General features: G+C 63.5%; 22 protein-coding genes and 1 pseudogene. 12 read left to right on the forward strand and 11 right to left on the reverse strand.

Annotation, left to right across the window (positions count from 1 at the left end):
• Window positions 1-81 precede the first annotated feature (81 nt).
• From KA711_08500 to KA711_08540, 9 genes and pseudogenes are all read left to right on the forward strand, one after another.
• Entirely contained in the window at window positions 82-831 is a 750-nt protein-coding gene (locus KA711_08500; GenBank protein MCM0609025.1) for a hypothetical protein, read from the forward strand.
• A pseudogene (locus KA711_08505) lies at window positions 831-1,339 on the forward strand (NAD-dependent epimerase/dehydratase family protein). Before KA711_08500 ends, KA711_08505 begins: the two are co-directional and overlap by 1 nt.
• A 141-nt stretch (window positions 1,340-1,480) precedes the next feature.
• The gene (locus KA711_08510) at window positions 1,481-2,227 is read left to right on the forward strand and encodes a class I SAM-dependent methyltransferase (protein ID MCM0609026.1); all 747 of its coding nucleotides are present in this window, start codon (window positions 1,481-1,483) and stop codon (window positions 2,225-2,227) included.
• A 455-nt stretch (window positions 2,228-2,682) separates the two neighbouring features.
• Window positions 2,683-3,870: an NAD-dependent epimerase/dehydratase family protein gene (locus tag KA711_08515; GenBank protein MCM0609027.1), complete on the forward strand. Its 1,188-nt coding sequence runs from the start codon at window positions 2,683-2,685 to the stop codon at window positions 3,868-3,870.
• Between the two features lie 35 nt (window positions 3,871-3,905).
• Window positions 3,906-5,168, forward strand: a complete 1,263-nt coding sequence (locus KA711_08520) for a glycosyltransferase family 4 protein (protein ID MCM0609028.1) — start codon at window positions 3,906-3,908, stop codon at window positions 5,166-5,168.
• A 32-nt stretch (window positions 5,169-5,200) separates the two neighbouring features.
• Window positions 5,201-6,373, forward strand: a complete 1,173-nt coding sequence (locus tag KA711_08525; protein ID MCM0609029.1) for a glycosyltransferase family 9 protein — start codon at window positions 5,201-5,203, stop codon at window positions 6,371-6,373.
• On the forward strand, window positions 6,370-6,960 hold the full coding sequence (locus KA711_08530; GenBank protein ID MCM0609030.1) for a D-sedoheptulose 7-phosphate isomerase: 591 nt from the start codon (window positions 6,370-6,372) through the stop codon (window positions 6,958-6,960). The genes KA711_08525 and KA711_08530 overlap by 4 nt, the downstream gene beginning before the upstream one ends.
• Entirely contained in the window at window positions 6,957-7,883 is a 927-nt protein-coding gene (rfaE1, locus tag KA711_08535; protein MCM0609031.1) for a D-glycero-beta-D-manno-heptose-7-phosphate kinase, read from the forward strand. The genes KA711_08530 and rfaE1 overlap by 4 nt, the downstream gene beginning before the upstream one ends.
• A 195-nt stretch (window positions 7,884-8,078) precedes the next feature.
• Window positions 8,079-9,428: an ISL3 family transposase gene (locus tag KA711_08540; protein MCM0609032.1), complete on the forward strand. Its 1,350-nt coding sequence runs from the start codon at window positions 8,079-8,081 to the stop codon at window positions 9,426-9,428.
• 213 nt (window positions 9,429-9,641) lie between these two features.
• Here KA711_08540 and wecB read toward each other — a convergent pair whose 3' ends face one another.
• The 5 genes from wecB to KA711_08565 are packed head-to-tail and all read right to left on the reverse strand — an operon-like array spanning window position 9,642 to window position 13,801.
• A complete protein-coding gene (wecB, locus tag KA711_08545) occupies window positions 9,642-10,751 on the reverse strand; it encodes a UDP-N-acetylglucosamine 2-epimerase (non-hydrolyzing) (GenBank protein MCM0609033.1) in 1,110 nt (369 codons plus the stop codon).
• Window positions 10,752-10,755: 4 nt separating this feature from the next.
• On the reverse strand, window positions 10,756-11,769 hold the full coding sequence (locus tag KA711_08550; protein MCM0609034.1) for a polysaccharide biosynthesis protein: 1,014 nt from the start codon (window positions 11,767-11,769) through the stop codon (window positions 10,756-10,758).
• A gap of 20 nt (window positions 11,770-11,789) precedes the next feature.
• Window positions 11,790-12,665 (reverse strand): SDR family oxidoreductase, encoded by an 876-nt coding sequence (locus KA711_08555; GenBank protein ID MCM0609035.1) that lies wholly within the window; start codon window positions 12,663-12,665, stop codon window positions 11,790-11,792.
• Between the two features lie 45 nt (window positions 12,666-12,710).
• Window positions 12,711-13,271, reverse strand: a complete 561-nt coding sequence (locus KA711_08560; protein MCM0609036.1) for an HAD family hydrolase — start codon at window positions 13,269-13,271, stop codon at window positions 12,711-12,713.
• Complete coding sequence (locus tag KA711_08565; protein ID MCM0609037.1) at window positions 13,268-13,801, reverse strand: adenylyltransferase/cytidyltransferase family protein; 534 nt, start codon at window positions 13,799-13,801, stop codon at window positions 13,268-13,270. Before KA711_08565 ends, KA711_08560 begins: the two co-directional genes overlap by 4 nt.
• Before the next feature lie 335 nt (window positions 13,802-14,136).
• Here KA711_08565 and KA711_08570 point away from each other — a divergent pair, with 335 nt between their 5' ends.
• The gene (locus tag KA711_08570; protein ID MCM0609038.1) at window positions 14,137-14,817 is read left to right on the forward strand and encodes a methyltransferase domain-containing protein; all 681 of its coding nucleotides are present in this window, start codon (window positions 14,137-14,139) and stop codon (window positions 14,815-14,817) included.
• Here the strand turns inward: KA711_08570 and KA711_08575 are convergent.
• The 6 genes from KA711_08575 to KA711_08600 all read right to left on the reverse strand — a co-directional run bounded on the left by KA711_08575 (window position 14,768) and on the right by KA711_08600 (window position 22,474).
• The gene (locus tag KA711_08575) at window positions 14,768-16,216 is read right to left on the reverse strand and encodes a hypothetical protein (GenBank protein ID MCM0609039.1); all 1,449 of its coding nucleotides are present in this window, start codon (window positions 16,214-16,216) and stop codon (window positions 14,768-14,770) included. The genes KA711_08570 and KA711_08575 overlap by 50 nt on opposite strands.
• A gap of 26 nt (window positions 16,217-16,242) precedes the next feature.
• On the reverse strand, window positions 16,243-17,553 hold the full coding sequence (locus tag KA711_08580; GenBank protein MCM0609040.1) for a glycosyltransferase family 2 protein: 1,311 nt from the start codon (window positions 17,551-17,553) through the stop codon (window positions 16,243-16,245).
• A 25-nt stretch (window positions 17,554-17,578) separates the two neighbouring features.
• Complete coding sequence (locus KA711_08585) at window positions 17,579-19,060, reverse strand: oligosaccharide flippase family protein (GenBank protein ID MCM0609041.1); 1,482 nt, start codon at window positions 19,058-19,060, stop codon at window positions 17,579-17,581.
• Window positions 19,061-19,218: 158 nt separating this feature from the next.
• On the reverse strand, window positions 19,219-20,349 hold the full coding sequence (locus KA711_08590; protein MCM0609042.1) for a lipopolysaccharide biosynthesis protein: 1,131 nt from the start codon (window positions 20,347-20,349) through the stop codon (window positions 19,219-19,221).
• Window positions 20,350-20,402: 53 nt separating this feature from the next.
• Window positions 20,403-20,576, reverse strand: coding sequence for a hypothetical protein (locus KA711_08595; protein MCM0609043.1), 174 nt, complete (start codon window positions 20,574-20,576; stop codon window positions 20,403-20,405).
• Entirely contained in the window at window positions 20,573-22,474 is a 1,902-nt protein-coding gene (locus KA711_08600) for an SLBB domain-containing protein (GenBank protein MCM0609044.1), read from the reverse strand. Before KA711_08600 ends, KA711_08595 begins: the two co-directional genes overlap by 4 nt.
• 142 nt (window positions 22,475-22,616) lie before the next feature.
• On the opposite strand from KA711_08600, the gene KA711_08605 reads away from it, so the two are divergent.
• On the forward strand, window positions 22,617-23,720 hold the full coding sequence (locus KA711_08605; GenBank protein ID MCM0609045.1) for a glycosyltransferase family 4 protein: 1,104 nt from the start codon (window positions 22,617-22,619) through the stop codon (window positions 23,718-23,720).
• A gap of 7 nt (window positions 23,721-23,727) precedes the next feature.
• Window positions 23,728-25,182: a DEAD/DEAH box helicase gene (locus KA711_08610; protein MCM0609046.1), complete on the forward strand. Its 1,455-nt coding sequence runs from the start codon at window positions 23,728-23,730 to the stop codon at window positions 25,180-25,182.
• Window positions 25,183-25,376 lie beyond the last annotated feature (194 nt).

Consider the following 25,376-nt stretch of genomic DNA (forward strand, 5'->3'; position numbering starts at 1 on the left):
CGAGCCACAGCCGCGTGACGGACTGGCTCTGCCAGTAGCCACCAAGCCACGGGCCGGCGCGGTTTTGGATAAACCCCGCCCATGAAACCCGCACGTCTTCTGCTGGCTGCAGCCTGCCTGGTGGCCTTGCCCGTGCCCGTGCACGCCAACCCCCTGCAAGAGCTGCGCGACACCCTCGGCCGCCTCGCCGGCCACACGCCGCTGAAGGCCAGCGTGCACATCAAGAGCGAAGACCGCAGCTCCGACGGCGACGAGACCGAGACGAACACCGGCCTGGCCAGCGTGCAGCTGGAAGACGGGCCGCAAGGGCTGCGCCTCATCTACCCCCAGGCGGCGCTGGTGCGGGCCGCGCAAGAAGGCGCCGAACGGGCCGCCAACCCCAAGGCCCCCGCACCCACGGCCAACGGCCTGCGCGCCCTGGGCCTGAGCGAGGTGAGCGAACTCGCGCGCGCGGCCGCCACCCTGCAGCGCGAGCTTGCCAGGGCCGTGTTCAAGGCCGAACGCAACGAGCCCTGGCAGGGGCGCCCGGCCCGGCTGCTGGTGTTTGACGTGCCCCCGGCGAAGAAAGACAAGTACGTCAAGAAGCACGAGTCGACGCTGGAGGTGTGGATGGCCCCCGACGGCACGCCCCTGGCCAGCCGTGCGCGCCACCGCATCGAGGGCAGCGCCTTCGTCGTCATCAGCTTCGAGGCACAGAGCACCGAGGAACAGGTCTTTGCCGTCCTCGGCGAGCGCCTGGTGGCCACGCAGCGCATCAGCGCCCAGAGCGGCTCGGGCATGGGCCACAAGGGATCGAGCCGTAGCGAGTACACGCTGCGGGCGCTGGATTGATGCGGGGGGCTCTTGAGCCCATGAACGAGCCGTATGCGATTGCCAGAATTGCCGGCATCAAGCTGTCCGAGAGCCACAACCGCAAGCACGGCGCGACTACCGCAGCGTGATGCCCACCAACCTGTACGGCCCGGGCGACAGCTTTCACCCGGAGGACAGCCGCGTCCTCCCAGCGCTGATGCGCCGCTTTCACCAGGCCGCGCAGCGCGGCGACGCCGAGGTGGTGGTGGTGGGGGGCAGCGGCACGCCCATGGGAGAGGTCTTGCACGTGGATGACATGGCCGCGGCCCGCGTCACGGGTTTTGGTGGCCGGCTGGTGTGGGACGCGAGAAAGCCCGACGGCCCGCCGCGCAAGCTGCTGGACGTGTCGCGCCTGCCGGCCCTGGATTGGCGCGTGGGCATTTCGCTGGAACAGGGCCTGCGCGACACCTCTGCGTGGTTCCGGGATCACGCGGCGCACGTGCGTGGCTCAAAGGGGCTCGCCAGTTTTGACTGGGTGGCGCCCTAAGCGCCGGAGCCGGCGTGCGCGCCGCGCAGGTAAACTCATTGGGCTGCTTCGCCTAGCTGGCGCTGGAGGGAGCGGTTCGATGGCCTGCGCTGATTTCGCACCAGTCGCGAGCGACCCACCCGACGACAAGACTCCCAGCCGATGACCCAAGCGTTGTTCGATCCCGCCGCCCGCATGCTGGGCGAGTATCTCCCGTACGACGGCGGCATCGAGTTCTTCGGCCGTGTCGCCACCGTGCTCAAGCCGAGCGACGTCGTCGTTGACCTGGGCGCCGGCCGGGGCGCCTGGTTCTACGAAGACCGCAGCGAGCCGCGGCGCCGCCTGCGCGACTTCAAGTCGATGGTAGCGCGCGTGATCGGGCTCGATGTCGATCCAGTCGTGCTGACCAACCCCACCACCACCGAGAACGCCGTTATCCGCGACGACCGACTGCCGCTGGACGACGCCTCGGTCGACGTCATCGTCTCCGAGTACGTGCTAGAGCACATCGAGAAGGTGCCAGTGTTCGTGGCCGAGATCGATCGCGTGCTCAAGCCCGGTGGCTACTTTTTCGCCCGCACGCCGCACAAGTACCACTACGTCTCGGTCGCGGCACGCTGGGTGCGCAACGCCAGCCACGTGGCCTTCCTCTCGCGCGCGCAGCCGCACCGCAAGGCCGAGGACGTCTTCCCTACCGCTTATCGCCTCAACACGATGGCAGACATCCGCCGTAACTTCGAACGTTATGAGGACTTCAGCTACCTTTACGCGTCAGAGCCGAGTTACTTTTTCGGCAGCCGGCTCGGCTACCGACTTTTCTCGCTGCTGCACGCGCTGCTGCCAGCGGTCTGTGTCGCCAACATCTACGTCGTGATGCGCAAGCCGCTGTCGGCGGCCCGCGCCCGCTAGCCTAGGCAGGCATCGCCTTGGCCGAACCCGACGACGTGGTCGCAAGCTGGCCAACGGCGCCGACACTTTGGGGCTGGCGGCGCTGCCGCGTTCACTGGTGTTCATCAGCGGGGTGTTTGGCATCCCGTACTGCGGCCACGTCAGCTACCTCGCCGGGGCGCAAGCACTCAGCGCCCTCCTGCGAGAGCACGTCAAGAAGCACGAGTCGACGCTGGAGGTGTGGATCCGAGCCATAGAGGCGGGGCGGCCCTGGTCCAGCAGCTGGCGTTGACGCTCGGGACTGCGCTTGGCTGAGCTCGCTTGAGTGACCGATTCGCCTTGGCTGCGGCGCCTCGCAGGCCCTGCGTGGCCGCACGTGCTGTCCGCCAAGCGATCACTGCAGTCAGATAAGATTCTGGGTCGCCCTGCGTTTTCGCAGGGTAGGTTCTTGTGTAGATGAACGGGAGAGATGCTCTGTGGGCAAACGTGATGTTGTCGTGGTGACGGGTGCGGGCGGGTTCATTGGCGGTCACCTGGTGAAGCGCCTCATCGACGAGGGCCATGTCGTCCATGCCGCCGACATCAAGCCGTTGGAGGACTGGTATCAGGTTCATCGGCAGGCGAAGAACTTTGCGGGTCCTATCAAGGGGGACTGCCGAGATTTCAAGGTCTGCAGGACGATCTGTGCCGGCGCGAAGGAGGTCTATCAGCTAGCGGCTGACATGGGTGGCATGGGCTTCATCGAGAACAACAAGGCCCTGTGTATGCTCAGCGTCCTAACCAATACGCACATGTTGCTCGCGGCGCAGGAGGCCGGCGTCAGGAGCTTCTTCTATTCGTCCTCTGCCTGCGTCTACAACGCCGAAAAACAGACCGATCCCAGAGTCACTGCACTCAAGGAAGCCGACGCATACCCGGCGCTGCCTGAGGATGGATACGGTTGGGAGAAGCTGTTCAGCGAGCGCATGTGTCGTCACTTCCGTGAAGACTTCGGTATGCGCACACGGGTTGCGCGCTTCCACAATGTCTATGGTCCACATGGAACGTGGGAAGGCGGCCGTGAGAAGGCTCCGGCCGCTATCTGCCGCAAAGTGATCGCCGCCAAGATTTCCGGCAAACACGAGATCGAGATCTGGGGCGACGGGCACCAAACTCGGTCGTTCATGTATATCGACGACTGCGTTGATGGCGTTCTGAAGATCGCGCACAGCCAGGTACTCGAACCGCTGAATCTGGGTTCAAGCGAGCTGGTCAGCATCAACCAGCTTGTCGATGTTGCTGAAGAGATTGCAGGCATCAAGCTGAAGCGCAGCTACTTGCTCGATGCACCCAAGGGTGTGGCCGGCCGCAACAGTGACAACACCAAGATCATTGAACAGCTGGGTTGGGAGCCAAGCACGCGGCTGCGTGACGGAATGGCAAGAACCTACGCTTGGATTGAGGCTCAGTTTGCAGCCAAGTACTCCGCCCGGACTGCACACAAGAGCAGCATCAGTACGTTCAAGAAAGGCTCGCACCCGATTCCGGGAGATGGATTTAACCCCGAGTCGCGCCGCATGAGCACGTGGAAGCAGGGCATTCCAGCGGGCTATGGCCTGCCTAAGCCAAAGGCCGTGAAGGTGGCGAAGACGACGGTGTCCGGCGGACGCAAGAAGGTCGCCTGAAAACGTGTATGCGTGCCTGCGCAGGCACCTAACTGATGCTTGGTGTCGATGAAGCGCAGCGCCCAGTGAAACCGAGTTTCCTAATCATTTCGCAGGTCTACGTGCCGGATCCGGCCAGCGTGGGCCAGCACGTAGCTGACGCCGCGGCTGAGATGGCGCGGCGCGGATATCGAACGATCGTCTACACCGCATCACGGGGCTATGACGATCCGTCGCGCCGTTACCCAGCGCGGGAAGTTCTAGATGGCGTCGAGGTGCGTCGCCTACCCTTCTCGTCCTTTGGCAAGTCGTCCATCGCTGTGCGTCTGCTGGCGCAGTCGATCTTTCTGTTGCAAGCAGCCGTGCTGGGCATATGCACGCGTGGCTTGTGCGGTGTCATGGTCTCGACCTCCCCGCCGTTTTGTGGGATTGCGGGTGTCATCATCGGCGGGATCCGTCGGGTACCAGTCAAGTATTGGTTGATGGACCTCAACCCTGATCAGATGGTCGCGATGAAGCTCCTTCCCGCGAGTTCCCTGCCGGTAAGGATATTCGATGCCTTCAACAGAGCGATCCTCAGGCATTCGGCCAGCGTGATCGTCCTCGACCGGTTCATGGCCGCAAGGGTTTTGCATAAGCTGCCTGGTGTAGCGACCAAGCTGGAAGTCATGCCCCCCTGGCCACATGACAACCATCTGGAGAACCTTGCGCACAGTGACAACCCCTTTCGGCAGGCTAGGGTGTCACCCGGGAAGCTCGCGGTCATGTACTCGGGAAACCACTCGGCGGCGAACCCGCTCAGGACGCTGCTTGATGCAGCAAAACGGCTTGAGTCGGACCCTCGGCTGCTCGTGATCTCGATCGGTGGCGGAGGGGCCAAAAGCGAAGTTGAAGACAGGATCGCTGCTGGTGCTTCGAACATCGTCTCTCTCCCCTATCAGCCTCTGGACCAGCTGCGGTTCTCGCTGAGCGCCGCTGACGTGCATGTGGTGTCAATCGGTTCCGATGTTGTCGGCATCGTGCATCCCTGCAAGGTCTACGGAGCAATGGCGGTCTCAAGACCCATCTTGCTGCTGGGCCCCAGTCCAAGCCATATCAGCGACCTGATCAAGCAGTACGGCATTGGCTGGCAGATAAGCCATGGTGATGACGAGGGTGCGATTCAGGTGCTTCGCCAAATTCTCGACACGCCGGCCAATATCTTGGATGAAATGGGGCGCCGAGCCGCCGACGCAGTTGCCCGAACGCTCAGCAGAGCGCAGTTGCTGAACCGTTTCTGTGACGTACTGCAGCGTGGACTGCCCGCACCCACGGCCTAAACCAGCTGAAGTCGCAGACGGCTCCGTTCACGATGAAGGTGATGAATCTTGGCTTGGTGCGCCGAGCACGGAGAATTGATCGGCTTTGGTCGGTAGTGGCGTTCGTACGCCGCTTGTGGCAACCATCCTCCAGCCCAATGGCACTCGGACAGCCAACATCGTTTCTGGTGCTCGATCTTCATCTGATCGGCGATGCAGTGATGCTTCTGCCCTTCTTGGCAGCGATAAAGCGTCGCTATCCAACCGCTCAAGTCACGGTTGTGGCAGGGCCGTGGAATCGACCGGTACTCGCGAGCGATCCTTCGATCGACGAACTGATCGAGTTTTCGGCGCCATGGGTCAAGGGACAGGGCATACGAGCTTCCTGGACAGCATCGCGCAACCTCGTGCGACTATTGCGTTCGAAGCGGTGGGACGTTGGTATCGACACACGCGGCGATATACGCAACATCCTCATCCTCTACTTTGCCAACTGCATCAGGCGCGTAGGCTTTGACTTCACTGGCGGCGCCAGCCTCCTCACGCAGGTCGTACCAGATGACGGGCGTCTGGCGTCGCTTCTTGAGCATCACGAGCGCTTAGCGGCATGCCTCCACGCTTTCGACGGGCAGCCTTTTGTGTCTAAGCTTACGTTGACGGATCAAGAGCGAGACAGCGCGTGGTCCATTGCACCCTACGTCGGATTCCATTTTGGGGCATCGTTGCCGCTTCGCCGCCTCCCGGTCGATGAAGCGGCTAAGCTTGTCGCGGCAAGCCTCAGCGATTGGAGCGGGCCTGCGTTGGTCTTCAGTACCCCAGATCTCGAAGCCTACGTAGAAACTTTGATGGCGGCCTTAAGCCCCGCATTGCAAGGCCGGTTGAAAGTCTGGCGCGGCGATCTGCGCAGCTTTATCGTGGCGGCAAGCAGAGCGCACGTTCTGTACACTATGGACAGTGGCCCAGCACATTTGGCCGCAGCAACAGGGAGTCCAACGGTAGTGATGTTTGGACCCAATAGAGCAGAGTACGCGGCGCCACGTGGCCGCAACGTAGTGAGCGTACAGTTGGATCCGCCCTTGACCTGTCAGCCATGCGATCAGCATAAATGTGTGCACCCCAGTGACGTGCAGGCATGTTTGCGAGGCCGTGTACCCGATGCAGTTGCGGCAGGGCGTCGGCTCGTTGTTTCCGGCGAATCACTTCCGGCCTTGAGCCAAAAACCATGAGCCTGTTTCTCTTTAACCTGCAGGAACATACTCGGCTGGTGGAACAACTGCATCTACTCGACCGAGAAGTGCAGCGGGCCATTGACGCCCTAACCGCGGTTTTGGCCAGCGGCGGCAAGCTATTGCTCTGCGGTAACGGCGGGTCGGCCGCTGATTGTCAACACATCGCTGCCGAATTCGTAGGCCGATTCATGGATGAGAGGCGACCATTGCCGGCCATCTCGCTCAGCACCGATACCTCGGCGCTGACGTGCATCGGCAATGATTACTCCTTCGACGCAGTGTTTAGCCGCCAAGTGCGAGCGCTTGGCACGCCAAAGGATGCGCTGATCGCGATCTCAACTTCAGGTAACTCGAGCAACGTCGTCAAAGCTGTTGAGGCGGCGCGTGAGATTGGCATGCTCACGCTCGGCCTTAGCGGGCGAGGTGGTGGCGCTTTGAGCCAGCGAGCGGAGCTGAACATCGTTGTTCCCCACGAAGTCACGGCGCGCATCCAGGAGGCTCACATCCTGATTGGGCACACGCTGTGCGGTGGCGTTGAACAGCAGTTAGGCCTAGTGCCAAAGACCGCGGAAAAACGCCCATGAGCGGACCAGTCCCCTCTGTCACCGTGGTTGGTGACTGCATGCTTGACCGGTATTGGGACGGCCGCGTGACGCGAATATCGCCAGAGGCGCCTGTGCCCATTCTTCACATGGGTAGTCAGAGCGACCGCCTCGGCGGCGCGGCCAATGTAGCCCTCAACGTCAGAAACCTCGGGGGAGCCGTGCGCCTGCTTGGCGTCGTCGGGGATGATGCCAACGGCCGCGACTTTCTGAATCTCTTGAGCGCAGAAGGGATCGGCCACGAACTGATTGTCGATGCGCGGGCGACGACCATCGTGAAGCTCCGCGTGGTCAGCCAGCATCACCAACTCCTGCGTGTTGACTTTGAGAGGCCGCTAGCAAAGGCTCTGGCTTCTGCAGTTGCGGAACGCTTTCGAAGCGAATTGCCTCGCAGCGGTTGCGTGGTGATGAGCGACTATGCGAAGGGCGCTCTGAACGAAGTCGGCATGATGATCCGTGCGGCCAAGGAGCGAGGCCTGTCGGTTGTCGTCGATCCAAAGGGTGACGAATTCAGTCGCTACACGGGAGCCGACGTCATCACGCCCAACCAGGGCGAGCTCGCACAGGTTGTAGGCGCGTGGATCGATGAGGACGATCTTCAAGAAAAGGCGACAGCACTGCGCACGAGGCTCGGTATCGCCAGTTTGCTTTTGACGCGCTCAGAGCGGGGGATGAGCCTGTTCTCCGAGGCCTGCGGCGAATCTGGGCGCATGGACTTTCCGGCTGAAGCGCGCGAGGTCTATGATGTCACGGGTGCTGGCGATACCGCTATCGCTACCTTGGCAGTTATGCTTGCTGAAGGTCGTAACTTAATCGAGGCCACGAGGCTGGCAAATAGGGCTGCCGGTGTCGTGGTCGGGAAGTTCGGCACCTCCTCTGTGACACGTGGTGAATTGCTTGACTGACTGATCAATTGCGCTGCTAGCCTGTTAGGCTCGTGGAACTAGCACTCTGAAGCGCTGAGCGAAACTGGCCCCTCGTCATTTCGTGTGGAACCCAACAGACAGAATGGCCGGTCGTCGTCGAGCCCGGTGGGCATGTGGGCAGGCTGCCTTTGAGCCTGTCCATATGTCCACGGGGCGGTAGCCAGGAGTACTGATTTGAACGTTGGCGTGGAGGCGCTGTTCACCGGCGCATTGGGTCTGCAAGCACCATGGGTGGTGCGGGAGGTTCGGCTTGACACCGCCAAGCACCGCATCGATTTCGACGTTGAGTGCAAGCAGTCGCTGCTGGCGTGCCCGGCTTGCGGTGCGGCCTCGCAGAAGGTGCATGACCGGCTGCCGCGCTCGTGGCGGCATCTGGACTTTTTCCAGTACGAGGCGTGGCTGCACGCCGAGGTGCCACGCGTGGGGTGCACGGCCTGCGGCAAGACGACGCAACTGACAGTACCGTGGGCTCGCCAGGGCAGCGGCTTCACGCTGCTGTTTGAAGCATTGGCGCTGACGATGTGCAGGGACTTGCCCGTGCGCCAGGCGGCCAGGGATCTGCGGGTGCGCGACAAGCAGTTGTGGCGCCGCATCGAGCACTACGTGAGCCAGGCGCGGAGCAAGCAGGACATGAGCCAGGTCCGCATCGTGGGCATCGACGAGACCAGCCTGCGCCGCGGGCATGACTACGTCACCGTGGTGCACGACCTGGATGCCAAGCGGCTGCTGTTCTGCACGCCCGGACGTGAGCACCAGACGGTTCAGGCCTTCACGCAGGATCTGCATGCCCACGGCGGTGAGCCCACAGCGATCGCCCACGTCTGCATGGACATGAGTGCGGCGTACCTCAAGGGGGCTGCCACCTACCTGCCCAACGCGCTGGTCAGCTACGACCGCTTCCACGTCGTCAAACTCGCAGGCGAAGCCATGGACGAGGTGCGCGCAGCCGAGTGGAAGACCGAGCAGGCGCAGGTGCAGCAGGAACTGGGCGTGCTGACGGCCAAGCAGCGCCGCTCCATCCTGTGGGGCATGCGCAGGAATCCTTCGGGCTGGACGGCCACGCAGCTTCAAGCCATGCACTGGTTGCAGCGAGCAAACCTGAAGACTGCGCGTGCCTGGCGGCTGAAGATGGCGCTGCGCGAGGTGTTCGCCAACGCACGCCGCCACAACCAACCCGAGCTCGCTTGCGCCGAGTTGAAGGCCTGGCTGTCGTGGGCGCGGCGCAGTCGCCTGGAGCCCTTCAAGCGGCTGGCGGCCACGCTCAGAGACCACTTCGATTCAGTCGTGCGAGGCATGCTCGATCACCGCAGCAACGCCTTCGTCGAGGCGATGAACGGGCTGATGCAGCAAGCCAAGCGCGCGGCCCGCGGCTTCAGGACAGCAGCCAACTTCATCGCCATCGCTTATCTGCGCCTGGGCAAGCTCACCCACTTGCCGGCATCGCCCTTCGTGCCGGCAATGGCACTGTCAGCGGGCCTGACACAGCATCGGATGTGCGGTCAAGTTCCACACGGAACGGCATAGAGCCAGCACGTCGCCGTGACGGATCCGCACAGCGCCTTGTGGGTCAAGCGTGGCCTAAACGACAAACGGGGGCAGAAGACCCGAAGCTTCACCTGACTTGGTAGAAGCGCATCCTCGAAGAAAGCCAGGGTGTTACGAACATCCCGTCAATTGGGAGGGAATCTTAGTTATTAAGATTCGGGCGAATTGTCTGAAGCGCAAGCAACATGGTGATCAGCGCCGCCAGACGCGACGGTTGACGAAGCCGGTATAGCTGATGATGATGCGCAGCACCTTGTCTGACACATTGGCTGGCTCGTAGTCTTTCACCAGTCTCAGCGAGCGTTCAGTCCCTCGCGATTGGGTTTCCAGGACTTTCAGGCCTTGAAGGACGCGCTCGACATCGAGCCCGACTAGCATCACGGCAGCTTCCTCAAAGCCCTCGGGACGCTCCTGAACCTCGCGCAGATTGAGTGCAGGAAAGTTCAGAATCGAAGACTCCTCGGTGATCGTTCCGCTATCTGAGAGCGTGGTGCGTGCATCCTTTTGCAGGCGCACATAGTCGAAAAAACCGAACGGCTTGTGAAACTGAACCATGGGGTGGGCGAGCAAGCCCAGAGCTTCCATGCGCTTTCGCGTCCGCGGATGTGTGGAGACGATCACGGGATCAGCGTAATGCTCAGCCAAAGCGTTCATGATCCCGAAGAGTTTGGCGAGGTTCTCCGGCACGTCGACGTTCTCCTCGCGGTGGCAACTGACCACGAAGTAGCGACCGGTCTGCAGCCCAAGACGCTGTACTGCTGTGGAGGCCTCAATGCCGGGCAAGTAGTGCTCGATTACCTCGCGCATTGGGCTGCCAGTCTTGATGACCTGATCCGGCGGCAATCCTTCGCGAAGCAGGTACTCGCGGGCGATCTCGCTATACGTCAAATTGATGTCGGCGATGTGGTCAACAATTCGCCGATTGATCTCCTCAGGTACCCTGAAGTCGAAGCAGCGGTTCCCTGCCTCCATGTGGAAGATCGGAATCTTTCTCCGCTTGGCGGCGATCGCGCCCAGCGCACTGTTGGTGTCGCCCAGCAGAAGTAGAGCATCCGGACGGTGCTCGTCCAGAACACGATCGGTGGCAATGATCACCTGGCCGATGGTCTCCGCCGCCGTTGCACCTGCTGCGTTCAAGAAGTGGTCGGGCCTCCGGATGCCAAGCTCGCTAAAGAAGACATCATTCAGTTCGTAGTCGTAGTTCTGTCCTGTATGCACCAACACGTGGCTACAGTGAAGATCCAGCTTCTCAATCAGCCGTGAGAGCCTGATGATCTCCGGCCGCGTGCCGACGATCGTCATCACCTTAAGCACGAACGGCCTCCCGCACCAGATCCAGCGACATAAGCACGCGCTTGACACCTTCCCCGTCGAGCCGGTGGGTGTTGTGAGAGGTGTAATCCTCGAGCTTGGCGATCGTGAGTTCGCCCTCAACAAAGTACTTGTCGTAGTTAAGGTCTCGCGAGTCGGCTGGGATGCGGTAGTAGCCACCAAGATCCTCGCAGCGCACCATCTCCTCTCGCGAGACCAGCGACTCGAAAAGCTTTTCTCCGTGGCGGGTTCCGATGATCTTGATCTCGCTCTTGGCGCACAACAGATCTCGCATCGCCTGCGCGAGGTCGCCCACCGTGCAGGCGGGTGCCTTCTGCACGAAAATGTCACCTGGCTGCGCGTGCTTGAACGCATAGAGAACGAGCTCGACCGACTCCTCCAGTGACATCAGGAACCGGGTCATGTTCGGGTCTGTGATCGTCAGCGGCTTACCTGCACGCAGTTGCTCCAAAAACAGGGGAATCACCGAACCCCGCGAAGCCATGACGTTGCCGTAGCGGGTGGCGCAGAGAACCGTTCGCTGCGGATCGCACAGGCGCGAATTGGCGATCATTACCTTCTCCATCATCGCCTTGGACATGCCCATTGCGTTGATTGGGTACACAGCCTTGTCCGTGCTCAGCACCACGCAACGGCTGACGCCTCTTGTGATCGAGGCGCGGATCACGTTCTCGGCGCCGATCACGTTCGTGCGCACTGCCTCCATAGGGTAGAACTCGCACGAAGGTACTTGCTTCAGTGCGGCTGCGTGGAAGACGTAGTCCACTCCGATCAGCGCGTCGTAGATGCTGTCGTAGTTGCGGACGTCGCCGATGTAGAACTTAACCTTGTCGTTCTTCAATGCGATGCGCATGTCCTCTTGCTTCTTCTCGTCGCGGCTGAAGACGCGGATCTCGGCAAAGTCGCCTGATCGCAAGAAGCGCTCAAGCACCGCGTTGCCGAACGAACCCGTTCCGCCGGTGATGAGCAATACCTTGTCGTTGAACATTCTGGGGTCCTGTCTGGAAATCAATCGGCCGCGGCGGCCTGGAACGCGTGCATGCGGGCGACAAGCGCTGGCCAGTCGTCCGGCGCGTAGCCAGTCTCCGTGCGGAAGCGGGTGGAGTCGAGCGAACGGTCGATGAGCACCGCGTCGTCTTCGACGATCTCGATCTCCTTGCCGTAGGTGCGCGCGACAAGTTTGAGAAGGTCGAACTTGTTGATGGGCGATGCCGATACATGGTAGGTGCCGCGCAGCGCAGGCCGCGGCAGAACATGGTCGCGGATGACGCGCGCGAGCTCAATCGTTGGGAGCCCGGAGAACACCGCACGCCGATAACCGCTTACCCGCCCTTGCTGTGCGAGGAACCAGCCCACCAGTCCATTCGCGCTGCTGAGCTCGTGCCCGATGATGGAGGTGCGAAGCGTGACCGCGTGGGGGTAGTCCACCTCGCCCAGCAACTTGCTCCGCCCATACAGGTCTTGTGCGTCCGGTGAGTCGCCCTCGATGTAGTTGCCTCGGGCGCCGGAGAAGACGCAGTCGGTACTAACGTGCACGAGCCGCGCACGGGCGACGTCGCACAACCGCGCCAAGCGGTGCGGCAGCATCGCGTTGATTGGCAGCGCGAGAAGCGGGTCGTCCGCCTCTGCGAGCTGCTTAACAAGGCCGATGCAGTTGATCACCACTTGGGGCCGAACGGCCGAGAAGAGGCGCATCAGGCTGTCGGTGTTCTCAACGTCGACGCCAGCAATCACTCGCCGCCGAACGGCGGACGGCAGCTTCGCCAGTTGCGAGGTCGTCCGCATCGAGCCAAAGGCGGTGTAGCCGGGGCTGGCCGCAAAGAACCGCAGTACGGCGTTGCCTAGCATGCCAGAGGCGCCCAGAACAAGCACGGTGGTAGGCATGGGGTTGATCATCGTCGGGACTCCAGACTGCGCGAGGACGCCCGCTCACCACGGGGTGGCCTTGAGGTGCGCAGCGACCACCTCAAGAAGACTGACGCCATGGCCATCGGCGCCACATGATCGGGTGTCGACTGCGCCACCGATCAGCCAACAGCGGCCCAAGCCAGCTGCTCGCCCTGCTTCAATGTCACTCGCCTTGTCACCGAACAGGCACGAGCTACCGAGATCGAGGCCGTGAACGGCGGCGGCACGAAGAATCAGGCCCGGCTGCGGCTTGCGGCAATCGCAGTCTCGGCGGTAGGCCGCCACCGTGCCTTGCGGGTGGTGAGGACACGCGTAGATGCCGGTCAGCAGCACACCTTGGCGCTGAAGCTCGGTCTCGATGAAGTGGTTCAGGCGCCCAAGATCAGCCTCCGAATACAGGCCGCGTGCGATGCCAGACTGATTGGTAACGACGACCAGCGAGTAGCCGGCCGCCTGCAACTGTTGCAGCGCCTGCACCGCGCCAGGCAGCCATTCGAAGTCCTCGATTCGGACCACGTAGCCGTGATCGGCGTTGAGAACGCCGTCGCGGTCGAGGAACGCAGCGCGCCGCGGCCCGGTCATCGTGCCGTGTCCTGGCCCAGGATGCGGCGAACAAGCGAGGTTGTCGAATAGCCATCGACGAATGGCAGCGCCAGCGAGCGCCCACCCCAGCTACGCACCAGCACTGTCTCGGTCAGCGTCTCGATATCGTAGTCGCCCCCCTTTACGTAAGTGTCGGGTCGGCACTGAGCCAGCAGTGCCACCGGCGTCGATTCGTTGAAGAGCACAACGGCATCGACCGACTCGAGCGCCCCCAGGACGCAGGCGCGGTCGAGCTCGCGGTTCAGTGGCCGCCCAGGGCCCTTGCCCAGCCCGCGCGCTGAAGCGTCGCTGTTGACCCCAACGACCAAAGCCGCACCGAGTGCGCGCGCCGCGGCGAGGTAGCTGACGTGGCCGCGGTGGAGGATGTCGAACACGCCGTTGGTGAAAACCAGCGGTCGAGGCAGCGTTGCCAGGGCCGCGGCGTTGCTGCGGTCAATCAGCTTGTGCAGAAGGTCGTCGGGATCGGCCACGAGCAGCCTCAGAGGGTCACGGGCTCGTTGAGAGTGCATGCCGCATAAGCAGGTGGTGAGCCGCGGGTACCAGCACAGCAGCCCTCTAGACCTGCTTGAGAGCGCACTCTGCGACGACCACTTACCAAGCGTAGCCAAGAGGCGGGATCAAGCGAAAGTGGGTCCATTGGCTGGAAATCCTGTCCTCAGGTGGGTCGCTCGCGACCGGGTGCTGTGCGTATGGCGCCAGGCCGATTCGCTGCGTGCATGTTGGCATGCCTTACCGACCCGCATTTTACCTGTCCATCAGACGCCCGAGGATTCGGCCGAAGCGTCATCTGCAGGCAGGGCCGCGCGATAACATGCAAGCCCCGAACGCTTCCGAGACTGGCCCGATGCACCTGCGTCGACTCATCAGCATAGCCTTGTATCCCAACGGCAAGGTGCACTTCCTGACACGTCTGCGGGAGGACCCGAGCGTGCTCGATGTGGGGTGCGGCAACAACTCGCCTTTCCTCGTGAAGTCGATCCTTCCGCGTTCGGCCTATACCGGCATCGACATCGGCGACTACAACCAGACCAAGCCAAACAATGCCGATCGCTATGTCTTGACCACACCCGAAGCATTCGCGAGCCGAATTGCTGATTTCGGCGAGTGCTTCGACGCGGTGATTTCTTCGCACAACCTGGAGCACTGCAACGATCGCGAGGCAACGTTCCGCGCGATGCTCCAGGTCACCCGAATGGGTGGGCTCATGTACCTATCCTTTCCAAGCAAGGATAGCGTGTCATTCCCAAGCCGGGCCGGCACGCTCAATTACTTCGATGACCCGACGCACAGAGACGCTCCGCCAGACATCGATTTGCTGCTGACAATCGCCCGAAATCAAGGTTTCGAGATCGTCTTTCTGACTCGCGGCAATCGTCCGTTGCTGGCGTGCATGCTCGGGCTCTTTCTGGAACCAGTGTCCAGGTTCCGTCGCAAGGTCATGCGGGGCACTTGGGAGCTCTACGGCTTCGAGGTAATCATGATTCTTCAACGCGTGCGTCGCGTGGGCGAGGCTCCGTCCGGCTGATCCAGCGGATCAGCGCAAAGACCAACAGCGCCGGAAGCAAGGTCTTGATAAGTGGTGTGAGGTGATAGAAGACCGAGTACTTCAACGTGATGATGGCCGTGGCGTGGCAGAACGCATAGATCACCAGACTCCACCATCGCGCGCGCCATCGAAGAAAGCACCGCACGATCACAGCGAAGAATGCGCCGTTCACGAGACCTCGAAACAGTAAATCCAGTTCGCCTCCCCAAATCGCACTGTCCGCGATCGGGCTCAGCGTCATCGGGGCCACCAGAGCATCGGGAAAATAGTTTCTCGCGTACCACTCCATCGGATTCCAGCGAGTAAAGTCGCCAAACGTCACGAGCGAAACGAAGTCGTTAAAGAACATCGGCCATTCTGTCGGTGGGATGCTCCCTTGTGCGCGCTCTGCATAGAGATGGAACCCCGTCAAGAAGACGGCGCCAAACTCGCCCGCGGTCTTGACGCCTTCGTCAGCAACGCGATCCTGAACGGCCCCAAGATCGCCTTGCGCCTCTCGGATGAACTCGACAGCCGTAAACACAGCGCCAAGCAAGATGCAAAAAACCGCCGCGCGCAGCAGTGAAACGCGACGCACTAGCAGGTGGTACAAGAACGCCGCTTGCAGGAGGATCATCAACGAAAGAATACGGGAGCCGAGCGAGTACGTTGTTTCATGAACGCACAGGGCGATGAGCACCAACGGAATCAGCCTACGGTAGCGCTCATAGTTGAGGAAAAGCAGAACGAGCAGAATGGAGTAGAAGCCAATGTTCAATCGCACGCACACCGACACGAACTTGCGGACCGGCCAGGAGAGATGGTCGTAGCGAATGTAGTGCTCGTGATAATTGGTCACCGGGGCTGACAGCAGGAGGAGGCTGGCGATGCAAACCACGATCAAGCCGAGCAGCAATGTCACCATCACATCGCTGGAATGGTTTTGATCTGGCAGAGACAGGCGCATCGGAAGCGGTGCGCGGCCACGCGCCATCAGATAGCCGATGGCGACGCTTCCGATGAACAGGACGTGACGCCACAGGTGAGTGGTCAGTTCCTCGACATCCGGCAGCAGAAGCGCCAATGGTCCGGATTGATCAGCAGTGCCCGCAGCCAAGCCGAAGCCGGGGATCGCCGTGTACACCACTGCCCAGGCCAGATAGATGAAGCCCAGTTCGCCGAATATGCTTCCGCACAGTCTGGCCCACAGCAGAATACTAAAGAGGATGAACAAGACTGTTGCGATCACTGTCGGCGCGACCAGCTTCGCCACCGCAGGCGCAACCGCCATGCTCACAGCCCCAAGCACAGCCGCCGATGCCAACAGCACCCCAACCGTCAGCAGCGCAGTACGCGCTGCCGAAGGGGCCTGTGTCGATGCTGACATGATGGAGCCCATCTCGTCGCTAGTCGATCAGGCCATCCCTAGCGGCGCCACTCGCTTTGGGGTGGGAACGCGGCCCCCTTCTTGATCGAGAGCATCCTATAGCTCAGCGAGTTCACAAGGAGGTTCCATGCGGTAGAGAGGGAAAGCTCAGGCGCCGCCTTGTGGATGTAATGCGTGACAAACGCTGCATCGTAGATGTTCTCGATGCCGAGGCGCGACGCGTTGAAGTACAGGCGCTTTGGGCTGATGGCATTGCCCTCGAGCGGCCGCCGCCGGTTCTTGCGGCGCTTGCCGGCTTCTTCACGGAAGAACGCGCCCAGGCCGTGGTGTTCAGCAATGGCGTCCAGGATAGCAAGTTCCCGCGTCATGCGTTCCGTCGCAAACTGCCCATCCTCCAGTTCCGACAGAGCTCGATTCAACATCTGCTTGAAGTCAATTGGTGGGAAGGTCCCGGGCCAGCCGGGAAGATCGCGGGCAGTGAGCAGGAAATCCACGGTCATCACTGCGATTAGCGGGGAATAGGGTTGGTGCGCCAACTCCTGGTGCATCGGGATGGCTTCGGCCTTCTCAAAGAAGGCCTCGGACTGCTTCCGAGCCGCGTCCGTACCTGCGATGTAGTTCAGGCCAGCCGAACTCGGTGAGCCTCCCCCGATGGCGAACGGAGTCCCGGAGAAAGCGTAGGTCTCGACTTCGCCAGCGAGCACGATGCCCGAGTAACCATCTGGAGTCGAAGGCACATAGAATCGATGCTGAGCCGATCGCGCGCGGACCCGGTCTATCAGGGCAGTCGACGCCACGCCCTTGATGTAGATCATTGGCGACTCGATGTCCGTAACGTAGAACAAGTCCTTTGCTTGGTTGGCTAGGAAGTCTGTGGATCGGACGATTCGGCGCCCGTGGCACGGTCTTCCCCTGCGAGCATGCAATATGAGCTGTCCAGTAGGCGAGCGCGCTCCTGCATAAAGGTAGATTGGCGCAGGCCAAGCAAGCATCTCCTGATCCGTGTCGAGCAGGGTGTCGCGCATACCCCGAATGCCATAGGGCAAGAGCCCATCGTCACCCCCAAGGGCCATCACATAGCCGGGCTTGACCTGATTCAAGGCGAATTCGAAGTTGTCGCGCATGCCGACCGAGCCGCCGGGTGTCGCGTAACGGATGCGCGGATCCTGGCGCGCAGCTTCCTCGACCACCTCGCGCGTGTGATCCGTGCTGCCGTCGTCTGCGACGATGACCTCGAAATTGTCGTAGTCCTGTAGCGCGCAGGTCCTCAACGTGTGCCGCAGGTAGTCGGCGCGATCCTTGGTAGGGATGATGACGCTGAAGCGTGGGTGGGGGTCCCTTTGGGACATGCTCGTCTTCTCCGTGCCAGAGGGTTCAGGTTGCTCGACTGCTCATGCGGGTCGCGTACCGCTGTGCCATCAGCGCAACTGTGATGGAAAGAAGCCCGGCGGCTGCGCTCCAGGCTAGCCCAGACCAACGGCCGATCTCGTTGGGCATCAGCCAGCCGGTGGCCGCGATGAGCGGCCCCGCCGACAGCAGTGGGGGCAGCAGCACCGATCGGTACCAGCGCATCAGTTCGCCCCGCAGGAGGCGACGGTGCATGAGCCAAAGGCCGAGCGTGATGTCTGACAGCCCGTGCAGCAGCCACACGGCGGTGGCACCCGCGATGCCAATCACTGGCACTGCCACCAAGATCAGCGGGACGCCTGCCAGGATCGAACCTGCCATCATTTGAGTGTGCAGCCTGGTCCAGCCGTGTGCCTGCTGGAAGGCCGCCGGCAACCAGCACAAGCCGGAGCAGGTGATGCCCAGCACCAGCAGTCGGAATGTGGTGACGATCGTTGCGTCCTGCCGGCCGAGCCACGCATGCATGAGTTCCGGTGCGAAGGCAAACGCCGTCAGGCCCAGCGGCAGCAGCAGGGTGCCCATCATGCGGCAGCCGTGAAAGTACTCGCGATTCAGTGCGTCCTGGTCGGACAAGGCCACCAGCTCGGCAAAGCGAGGAAAGAAGGTTCTGTAGAAGGGCTGTATGCCCAATTGCAGAAGGCCAGATCCTGCGAACGCCACCGCATACTGGCCGAGTGCCTCTGTACTGACCATGCGGCTCAGCATGATTCGGTCGGCGCTGGCGAGCAGCACCGCGAACAGAGCCGTGAGCGCCATTCCTGTGGTAAAGCCGCGAATTTTCGCCAGCACGCCACGCTGGAAGGTGGGCACCCCGGCTTCGGGATGAGACAACAAGTGCCAGATGAGCGAGCGAGTACACAACGTCTGCACCGCTGCGACGCCGATCTGCACGGCAAAGAACCACACGAGGTCGGCGCGCCACAGCAGGATCGCCGCCCCCGAGCCGTAGCGCAGGGTGTTGCCAGCAATCTGCATCACGTTCATGTAGCCGTGCGCCTGCATGCCTGCCAAGCCGTTTGTGTAGAGCGCGCAAGGAAACTGCAAGCTCAGGCTGAACGCCATCAGCAGCATGGCCACCGACAGACTGTCCTGTGGCAGGGTGCCAGCGTTCAGCCAGCGCTGGGCGATCGCGTCTGCGAAGGTAACGAGCACCAGGAGCAAGGCGACGGCGATCCCCCAATACAGCAGCTCCAGGGTTCTGAGCAGGTCGCGGCGCGCGCGAGTTCCGCCAGCGTCGGGCGACGCACTGGCCATGCCTTTGGTCAGCGATGCGCCAATGCCCATGTCGAGCAGGCCCATCATGACTTGGAGCATCAGCCACAGGCCTACGATGCCGTACCCCGCCAATCCCAGCTTCGACACGTACCAAGGCGTCGAGACGACGATCAGCAGTCCCGACCAGGCCCCGCCGATGAGATTGAGAGTGACGTTGCGTTCTGGAAGCTTCAAGGTGGAGTCCAGGCCCCCCGCCATGCCGGCGGGCTTCGATCGTGATCCGTCTTGGGGTGTCGCGGCACTGTGCTGAGGGCAACTCGGTGCCCTTCGTTTCGGCGCGTCTGCATGGAATGGCGCCAGGCGCGATGAGTCTTGCAGCGCGACGAGAATCCTTAACTCCCGTGCAGCGCTCTGCGGATCCTGGACCACCTCTGCGTCGCGCCCGGGCCTGTCTGGGAGCGCCGCATCAAATCGCCGATGACGAGTAGGGCAATGGCAAGCAGAAATGCAATGACTGTCGTCACCACTGCAGTCACAGCACGTCTGGGTTTGGACTTCTTCTCCGCGGGGCGCGCGACATCGACCACCTGGGTCAGAGCACCTTCCCGGCTTTCGTCCAGCCGGGCGATCTCGAACTGCTTTGCAAACAGTTCATAGAGGGTCTCCTGGTACTTGAACTCGCGGTACTTGCTGATGTAGCCAGCGCCGTCGCGCACATCGACGGAACTCTCCAGCTTTGTCAGCTCGGTTCTCAGGGCGGCGACCAGCGACAACTGCTGTTGCACTTCGAGTGTCGTATCTGCCAGACGCTGCCTGAGGGTGTGCAGTCGAACTTCGGCCGCAGTGACCTCGGCCCGCAATCTGGCGTAGCGGTCTGCGGCTGCTTTCGGCTCCGCCTTCAGCGCACCCGGATCGAATCCGCTCGACTGCAGCAGTAGCTGTGCCTTTGTCAGGTTTTCACGCGCAGCACTGAGTTGCTCCTGAAAAAAGGCCCGACGCTGCTGAGCTTCTGTCAGCGCGAGCTGGCTGGTCACCCGACGCAGCTGCTCGACGTAACGGTTGGCCATCGCAGCAGCACGTTCCGGATCCTTGTCATCCACCTCGACCGTGATGAGCCCGTCTCGCCTGCCAGCCGAGATCCTTACGTTTTGACCAAGTTCCTTGCGCGCGTCGACCCGGTAGTCCGATTCGTAGACCTCCATCAACTTGAACTCATCGATGATCCGGTCCTGAACAAGCGCACTCTCCATCAGCGCTACGTACTGATCGATGGGACTCCTGATGCCACCTGCGACGCCTGCCAGACCGGAGAGCGCTCCAAGAGAAGCAAGCGCCGACGCCGCGGCGCTCTGCTGCTGCTGAGGTGGCAGGAAGACTGTCCTCGAAGTGAAGGTCGGTGGGATGAGGTAGGTGATGCCCAGGGCCAGAAGGCCTGCACCCAGAGGAACGAAGATCAACCGACGCCAGTTGGCGATCAACAGGCAGACGAAATCGAGAAGTGCAAAGCTTGAGTCGTCCTTCAGACGGGTGGCATCTTGAGCGTCGCTAGCCCCGGAAGTCGCGCTGTCGCCGGTCGTCACTTAACTGGCTCCTCGATGCCCACGATGCCGGCGCCACTGGAATCGAACCAGAACGCGCGCCCCGTCAGTACCTCTGCTTCTTTATCGCTGACCAGTTCCCGCGCGGTGCTGTCGTCGTTGCATGCCGCCAACCAGTCACCCTGCAGCGCTGCATCTGCCAACTCAATCATCGCGTCGCACTCACAATCCCCGCCACCCCCAGCCCGAACTGGAACACGATCTGGGTCCAGTCCTTCGCCGCCTGCAGGAAGGTGGTCTTGTCCAACTCTTCCGGCACGAAGACGGTGTCGCCGGGCTCGGCAGGCAGCTGGTCCAGCCCTGTAGACCGGCCCAGCCACGTGCCGCCGCGCTGGGCGGCGCTCACCACGCTGCCGTTGCTGCGCACCACAAACACGCTGCCGCGGTCGGAGCCCTTGGTGGGGCCGCCTGCCAGCTGCACGTAGTCGCCCAGGCTGCGCCCGGGCAGGTGCAGGTAGCTGGCGGCGTTGAAGACGCTGCCAAACACGCCCACCGTGGTGGGGCGCGCGGGGATGAAGATGCGGTCGCCGTCTTCAAGGGCCAGATCGGGCAGCTCGGTGGCATCGGGCGCCAGCTGCAGCACGATGCGGCCGGTGGGCCGCAGTGCGCGCAGGCGCTCCACCAGCCGCTGCGTGCCGGCGGCCCGCGCTTGCTGCGTGGCCGCATCCTCGGCAGTGGTCACGCGTTGCGATCCGGCGGCGCGTGTAAGGTCGGTCTCCAGGTCGCGCAGGGCGCGGTCGTAGTTTTCCTGCTGCGTGCGCTGCACGCTGGCGCGTGAAAGCTCCGTGGCAAACAGGTAGGCGCCGGGGGCGTAGCCGCCGGCCGCGCGGATGGCGTCTTGCACGCTGCTGCTTTGGGGCAGCACGTATTCGCCCGGCCGCAGCACCTCGCCCTCTACCTTGATGCGCTTGGCCTGGCGCTGCACCGGCAATGCGGCGCTCACGGCGCTAAAGGCGCGCAGCAGATCACCGTGCGCCAGGCCGGCGCGCTCGTCACGCGGCAGCTCCAGCTGGGCGATGCGGCCGGTGTTGCGCTCGGCCAGGCGCTCCACCGCCAGGCGCGTGCGGTCGGCCACCGCGGTAAAGCCGCCCACCATGCGCAGCGCGTCGGCCACCGTCTCGCCAGGCTTCAGCTCCACCACGGCCGGCTGGTTGACGCTGCCGACAAAGCCCACCTGCGTGCCCACCGGGCCCACGTGCACCACATCGCCCGCGCTCAGCACGCGGTCGGCCGAGCGGTCGCCGTTCAGCAGCAGTTCATACAGATCAAACCGCGCCACGGTTTGGGCGCCGCGCCGCAGCTCGATGGCGCGGAAGCTGCCCGCCGCCGAGGGGCCGCCCGCGCGCAAGAGCGCCGTGAGCACCGTCGAAAGGCTGGTCACCGTGTACGCGCCGGGGTTGACGGCAAAGCCCGTCACGAACACCCGTATGCCGCGCAGCTGGCCCAGGGTGACGCTGATCTCGAAGTTGCGGAAGACACCCGCCACGCGGCGCTGCACCACCGCGGGCAGCTCGCTCAGCAGCACGCCCGACACCTGCACCGCGCCCACGCGGGGTATGGTGATGCGGCCGGCACGGTCTACCACCAGGCGCAGGTCGGCATCGACCGTGCCCCAAAGGGTCACCAGCACCTCGTCGCCGGGGCCGATGATGTAGTCGGCGGGCGCCAGGGGGCTGAGGTCGGTGCCCAGCAGGTCGAGTGCGCCCGTCACCAGCTCGGCGCCAAAGCGGCGCACGGTGGCGTCGCCACCAATCTGCTGCTGCACATAGCGCTCAAACTCGCCCGGCACATAAGGCGCGGCAGCGGGCGCGGGCGCGGGCGCGGGCTGGGCGGCGGGCTCGCGCGGGCCAAAGCGTTCAGCGGCCGGGGCGCGCAGGCGCAGGGGGCCGCCACCGGTGGCCTGTGGCTCCAGCGTGTCGGCGGTGGCTTGCGGCAGGGCCGGGTTGAGTGAGGTCTGCGCCTGCGCGCGGGGCCCCAGGGTGGCCAGCGCAAGCAGCCCGGCAGCAGCGGCCAGCGCAAGCGCTCGGTGAGACCAGGCAAACAGGGGCATCGTGGCGCAGCAGACGGGGATGGGTGAAGACAAGGCCGCACAGCCGGGCCCGGCGAACCTGGGGCCGCGCTGTTTCGTGAAGTGCGGCCGATCATTCTAGCCACCGGCCTCGGGCCGGCCGGCCGGCCCCTAGAATCAGCCGATGCTCGCGTTGATGATTGCCTTTGCCCTCTCGCTCGGTGTCACCCTGTTGGTGGTGCATGTGGCGCGCAGGCGCGAGCACGTGTTCCTCGATCACGATCTTTCGGGCCCGCAGAAGTTTCATGTGAGCCCGGTGCCGCGGGTGGGGGGCATCGGCATCTTCGTCGGGCTGCTGGCGGCCCTGGGTCTGCTGGCGGTGGAGCAGCCACAGGCGCGCATCGGGTTGGCGCTGCTGGCCTGCGGCCTGGTGGCCTTGGGCGTGGGCCTGGTGGAAGACATCACCAAGCGCGTCAGCCCCCGTATGAGGTTGATCGCCACCGCCGCATCGGCCTTGCTGGCGGCCTGGTGGCTGGGGCTGGCCATCACCCACACCAGCCTTCCGGGGCTCGACTGGCTGGTCTCCTTCAGCATCGGCTCCTGGCTGCTCACCCTGCTGGCGGTGGCCGGCATCGCCAACGCCGTCAACATCATCGACGGCTTCAACGGCCTGGCCTCGATGTGCGTGGTGATCATGCTGGCCGCGCTGGCCTATGTGGCCTACGAGGTGGGAGACCCCGTCGTGGGCGCCATCGCGCTGGCCGGCATCGGCGCGGTGCTTGGCTTTTTCGTCTGGAACTTCCCGGCCGGCCTCATCTTCCTGGGCGACGGTGGCGCCTACTTCCTGGGCTTTTTTGTGGCCGAGGTGGCGCTGTTGCTGCTGGTGCGCAACCCCGAGGTCTCGCCACTGTTCCCGCTGCTGGTGTGCATCTACCCCGCGTTCGAGACGGTGTTCTCCATGTACCGGCGGCGCTTCATCCGCGCGCTGCCGCCCAGCATGCCCGACGGCATCCACCTGCACTCGCTCATCTACCGCCGCGTCATGCGCTGGGCCGTGGGCGACCGCAGCGCCAAGGCGCTGACGCGCCGCAACTCGATGACGTCGCCGTTCTTGTGGCTGCTGTGCATGCTGTCGGTGGTGCCGGCGGTGCTGTTCTGGAACAACACGCCTTTGCTCGTGGGGTTCCTGGCGATCTTCATCGTGAGCTACGTGATGCTGTACTGGCGCATCGTGCGCTTCAAGTCGCCGCGCTGGATGCGCGCCTTCATCAGGCGCCGGCCCCGATAATGGGCCGATGACCGAACCGTCCCCCACAGCCTTGCCCGTTCCGGGCGATGCGACCGAGGCGCCGCTCTTCAGCAGCCTCCCCCTTGATCCCAAACTCCTGCGCGCCGTGGCCGACAGCGGCTACCTGGCCATGACGCCCATCCAGGCCAAGGCCATCCCCATCGTGCTGGCCGGGCGTGATGTGATGGGGGCGGCGCAGACGGGCACGGGCAAGACGGCGGCCTTCACCATCCCGCTGCTGCAGAAGATGCTGCGCCACGAAAACGCCAGCATGAGCCCGGCCCGCCACCCGGTGCGGGCGCTGGTGCTGGCGCCCACGCGCGAGCTGGCCGATCAGGTGGCCGAGAACGTCAAGAAGTACGCCAAGCAGACGCAACTGCGCTCGGCGGTGGTCTTCGGCGGCATCGACATGAAGCCGCAGACGCTGCAGCTCAAGGCGGGCGTCGAGGTGCTCATCGCCACGCCGGGCCGGCTGCTCGATCACATCGAGGCCAAGAACGCCGTGCTGGGCCAGGTGGAGTACGTGGTGCTCGACGAGGCCGACCGCATGCTCGACATCGGCTTCCTGCCCGATCTGCAGCGCATCTTGTCGTACCTGCCCAAGGCGCGGCAGACGCTGCTGTTCAGTGCCACCTTCAGCCCCGAGATCAAGAAGCTCGCCGCCAGCTACCTGCAAGACCCCGTGCTCGTGGAGGTGGCGCGCCCCAACGCCACCGCCAGCACGGTGGAGCAGCGCTTCTACAGCACCACCGACGACGACAAGCGGGCCTTCATCCGCCAGCTGATCAAGGCGCGCGATCTCCGCCAGGCCATCGTCTTTGTCAACAGCAAGCTGGGCGCTGCCCGCCTGGCGCGCAGCTTCGAGCGCGACGGCCTGCGCACCCAGGCCCTGCACGGCGACAAGAGCCAGGACGAGCGGCTCAAGGCGCTGGCCGCCTTCAAGGCCGGTGAGGTGGATCTGCTCGTGGCCACCGATGTGGCCGCCCGCGGCCTGGACATTGCCGATCTGCCGGCGGTCTTTAACTTCGACGTGCCCTTCAACGCCGAAGACTACGTGCACCGCATCGGCCGCACGGGCCGGGCGGGGGCCTCGGGGCTGGCGGTCACGCTCGTCACGCGGGACGACGCCCGCCTGGTGGCCGACATCGAGAAGCTCATCAAGAAGAAGATCGATCTCGAGCCGGTCGAGCTGGATGACGAGCGCCCGCGCTGGCGTGACGAGCGGCCCGCGCGCCGCGACGACGAGCCGCCGCGCAGCGAGCGGCCCGTGCGCGCCGAGCGCCCCACGGCCCCGCGCCCGCCGGCCGACCCCATCTTCGACAAACCCTACGAGCCCGCTGCGGGTGGCGAGGCCGCGCCCCCTTGGGACGCCGCCAAGCCCGGCGCGGCCGTGCCGCGGGCCGTGTCGCCCAGCATCCGGCCCAAGCGCAAGGTGGGGGCGCTGCTGGGCGGCGGTCGCTGAGCGTGAGCCGTCGTCTGTTGGGGACGAGGGCTTCGACAGGCTCAGCCCGAACGGTTTGGCGGGGAACGCCGCTTTTCAGCCCGGCAGCCAGGCAAACGCAGCCCGCACGGTTTGGCGGGGAACGCCGCCTTTCAGTTCGCCAGCCAGGCAAACCCAGCCCGAACGGTTTGGTGGGGAACGCCGCTTTTCAGCCC

It is taken from the genome of Ideonella sp. WA131b, from assembly GCA_023657425.1.
GTDB lineage: Bacteria > Pseudomonadota > Gammaproteobacteria > Burkholderiales > Burkholderiaceae_C > Rubrivivax.

Bases quoted from the DNA above. Each gene is read 5' to 3' on its own strand.
- KA711_08500 (MCM0609025.1), top strand. From the start codon at position 82: ATGAAACCCGCACGTCTTCTGCTGGCTGCAGCCTGCCTGGTGGCCTTG.
- KA711_08510 (MCM0609026.1), top strand. From the start codon at position 1,481: ATGACCCAAGCGTTGTTCGATCCCGCCGCCCGCATGCTGGGCGAGTAT.
- KA711_08520 (MCM0609028.1), top strand. From the start codon at position 3,906: ATGCTTGGTGTCGATGAAGCGCAGCGCCCAGTGAAACCGAGTTTCCTA.
- KA711_08525 (MCM0609029.1), top strand. From the start codon at position 5,201: ATGAAGGTGATGAATCTTGGCTTGGTGCGCCGAGCACGGAGAATTGAT.
- KA711_08530 (MCM0609030.1), top strand. From the start codon at position 6,370: ATGAGCCTGTTTCTCTTTAACCTGCAGGAACATACTCGGCTGGTGGAA.
- rfaE1 (MCM0609031.1), top strand. From the start codon at position 6,957: ATGAGCGGACCAGTCCCCTCTGTCACCGTGGTTGGTGACTGCATGCTT.
- wecB (MCM0609033.1), bottom strand. From the start codon at position 10,751: ATGACGATCGTCGGCACGCGGCCGGAGATCATCAGGCTCTCACGGCTG.
- KA711_08550 (MCM0609034.1), bottom strand. From the start codon at position 11,769: ATGTTCAACGACAAGGTATTGCTCATCACCGGCGGAACGGGTTCGTTC.
- KA711_08555 (MCM0609035.1), bottom strand. From the start codon at position 12,665: ATGCCTACCACCGTGCTTGTTCTGGGCGCCTCTGGCATGCTAGGCAAC.
- KA711_08560 (MCM0609036.1), bottom strand. From the start codon at position 13,271: ATGACCGGGCCGCGGCGCGCTGCGTTCCTCGACCGCGACGGCGTTCTC.
- KA711_08565 (MCM0609037.1), bottom strand. From the start codon at position 13,801: ATGCACTCTCAACGAGCCCGTGACCCTCTGAGGCTGCTCGTGGCCGAT.
- KA711_08570 (MCM0609038.1), top strand. From the start codon at position 14,137: ATGCACCTGCGTCGACTCATCAGCATAGCCTTGTATCCCAACGGCAAG.
- KA711_08575 (MCM0609039.1), bottom strand. From the start codon at position 16,216: ATGGGCTCCATCATGTCAGCATCGACACAGGCCCCTTCGGCAGCGCGT.
- KA711_08580 (MCM0609040.1), bottom strand. From the start codon at position 17,553: ATGTCCCAAAGGGACCCCCACCCACGCTTCAGCGTCATCATCCCTACC.
- KA711_08595 (MCM0609043.1), bottom strand. From the start codon at position 20,576: ATGATTGAGTTGGCAGATGCAGCGCTGCAGGGTGACTGGTTGGCGGCA.
- KA711_08600 (MCM0609044.1), bottom strand. From the start codon at position 22,474: ATGCCCCTGTTTGCCTGGTCTCACCGAGCGCTTGCGCTGGCCGCTGCT.
- KA711_08605 (MCM0609045.1), top strand. From the start codon at position 22,617: ATGCTCGCGTTGATGATTGCCTTTGCCCTCTCGCTCGGTGTCACCCTG.
- KA711_08610 (MCM0609046.1), top strand. From the start codon at position 23,728: ATGACCGAACCGTCCCCCACAGCCTTGCCCGTTCCGGGCGATGCGACC.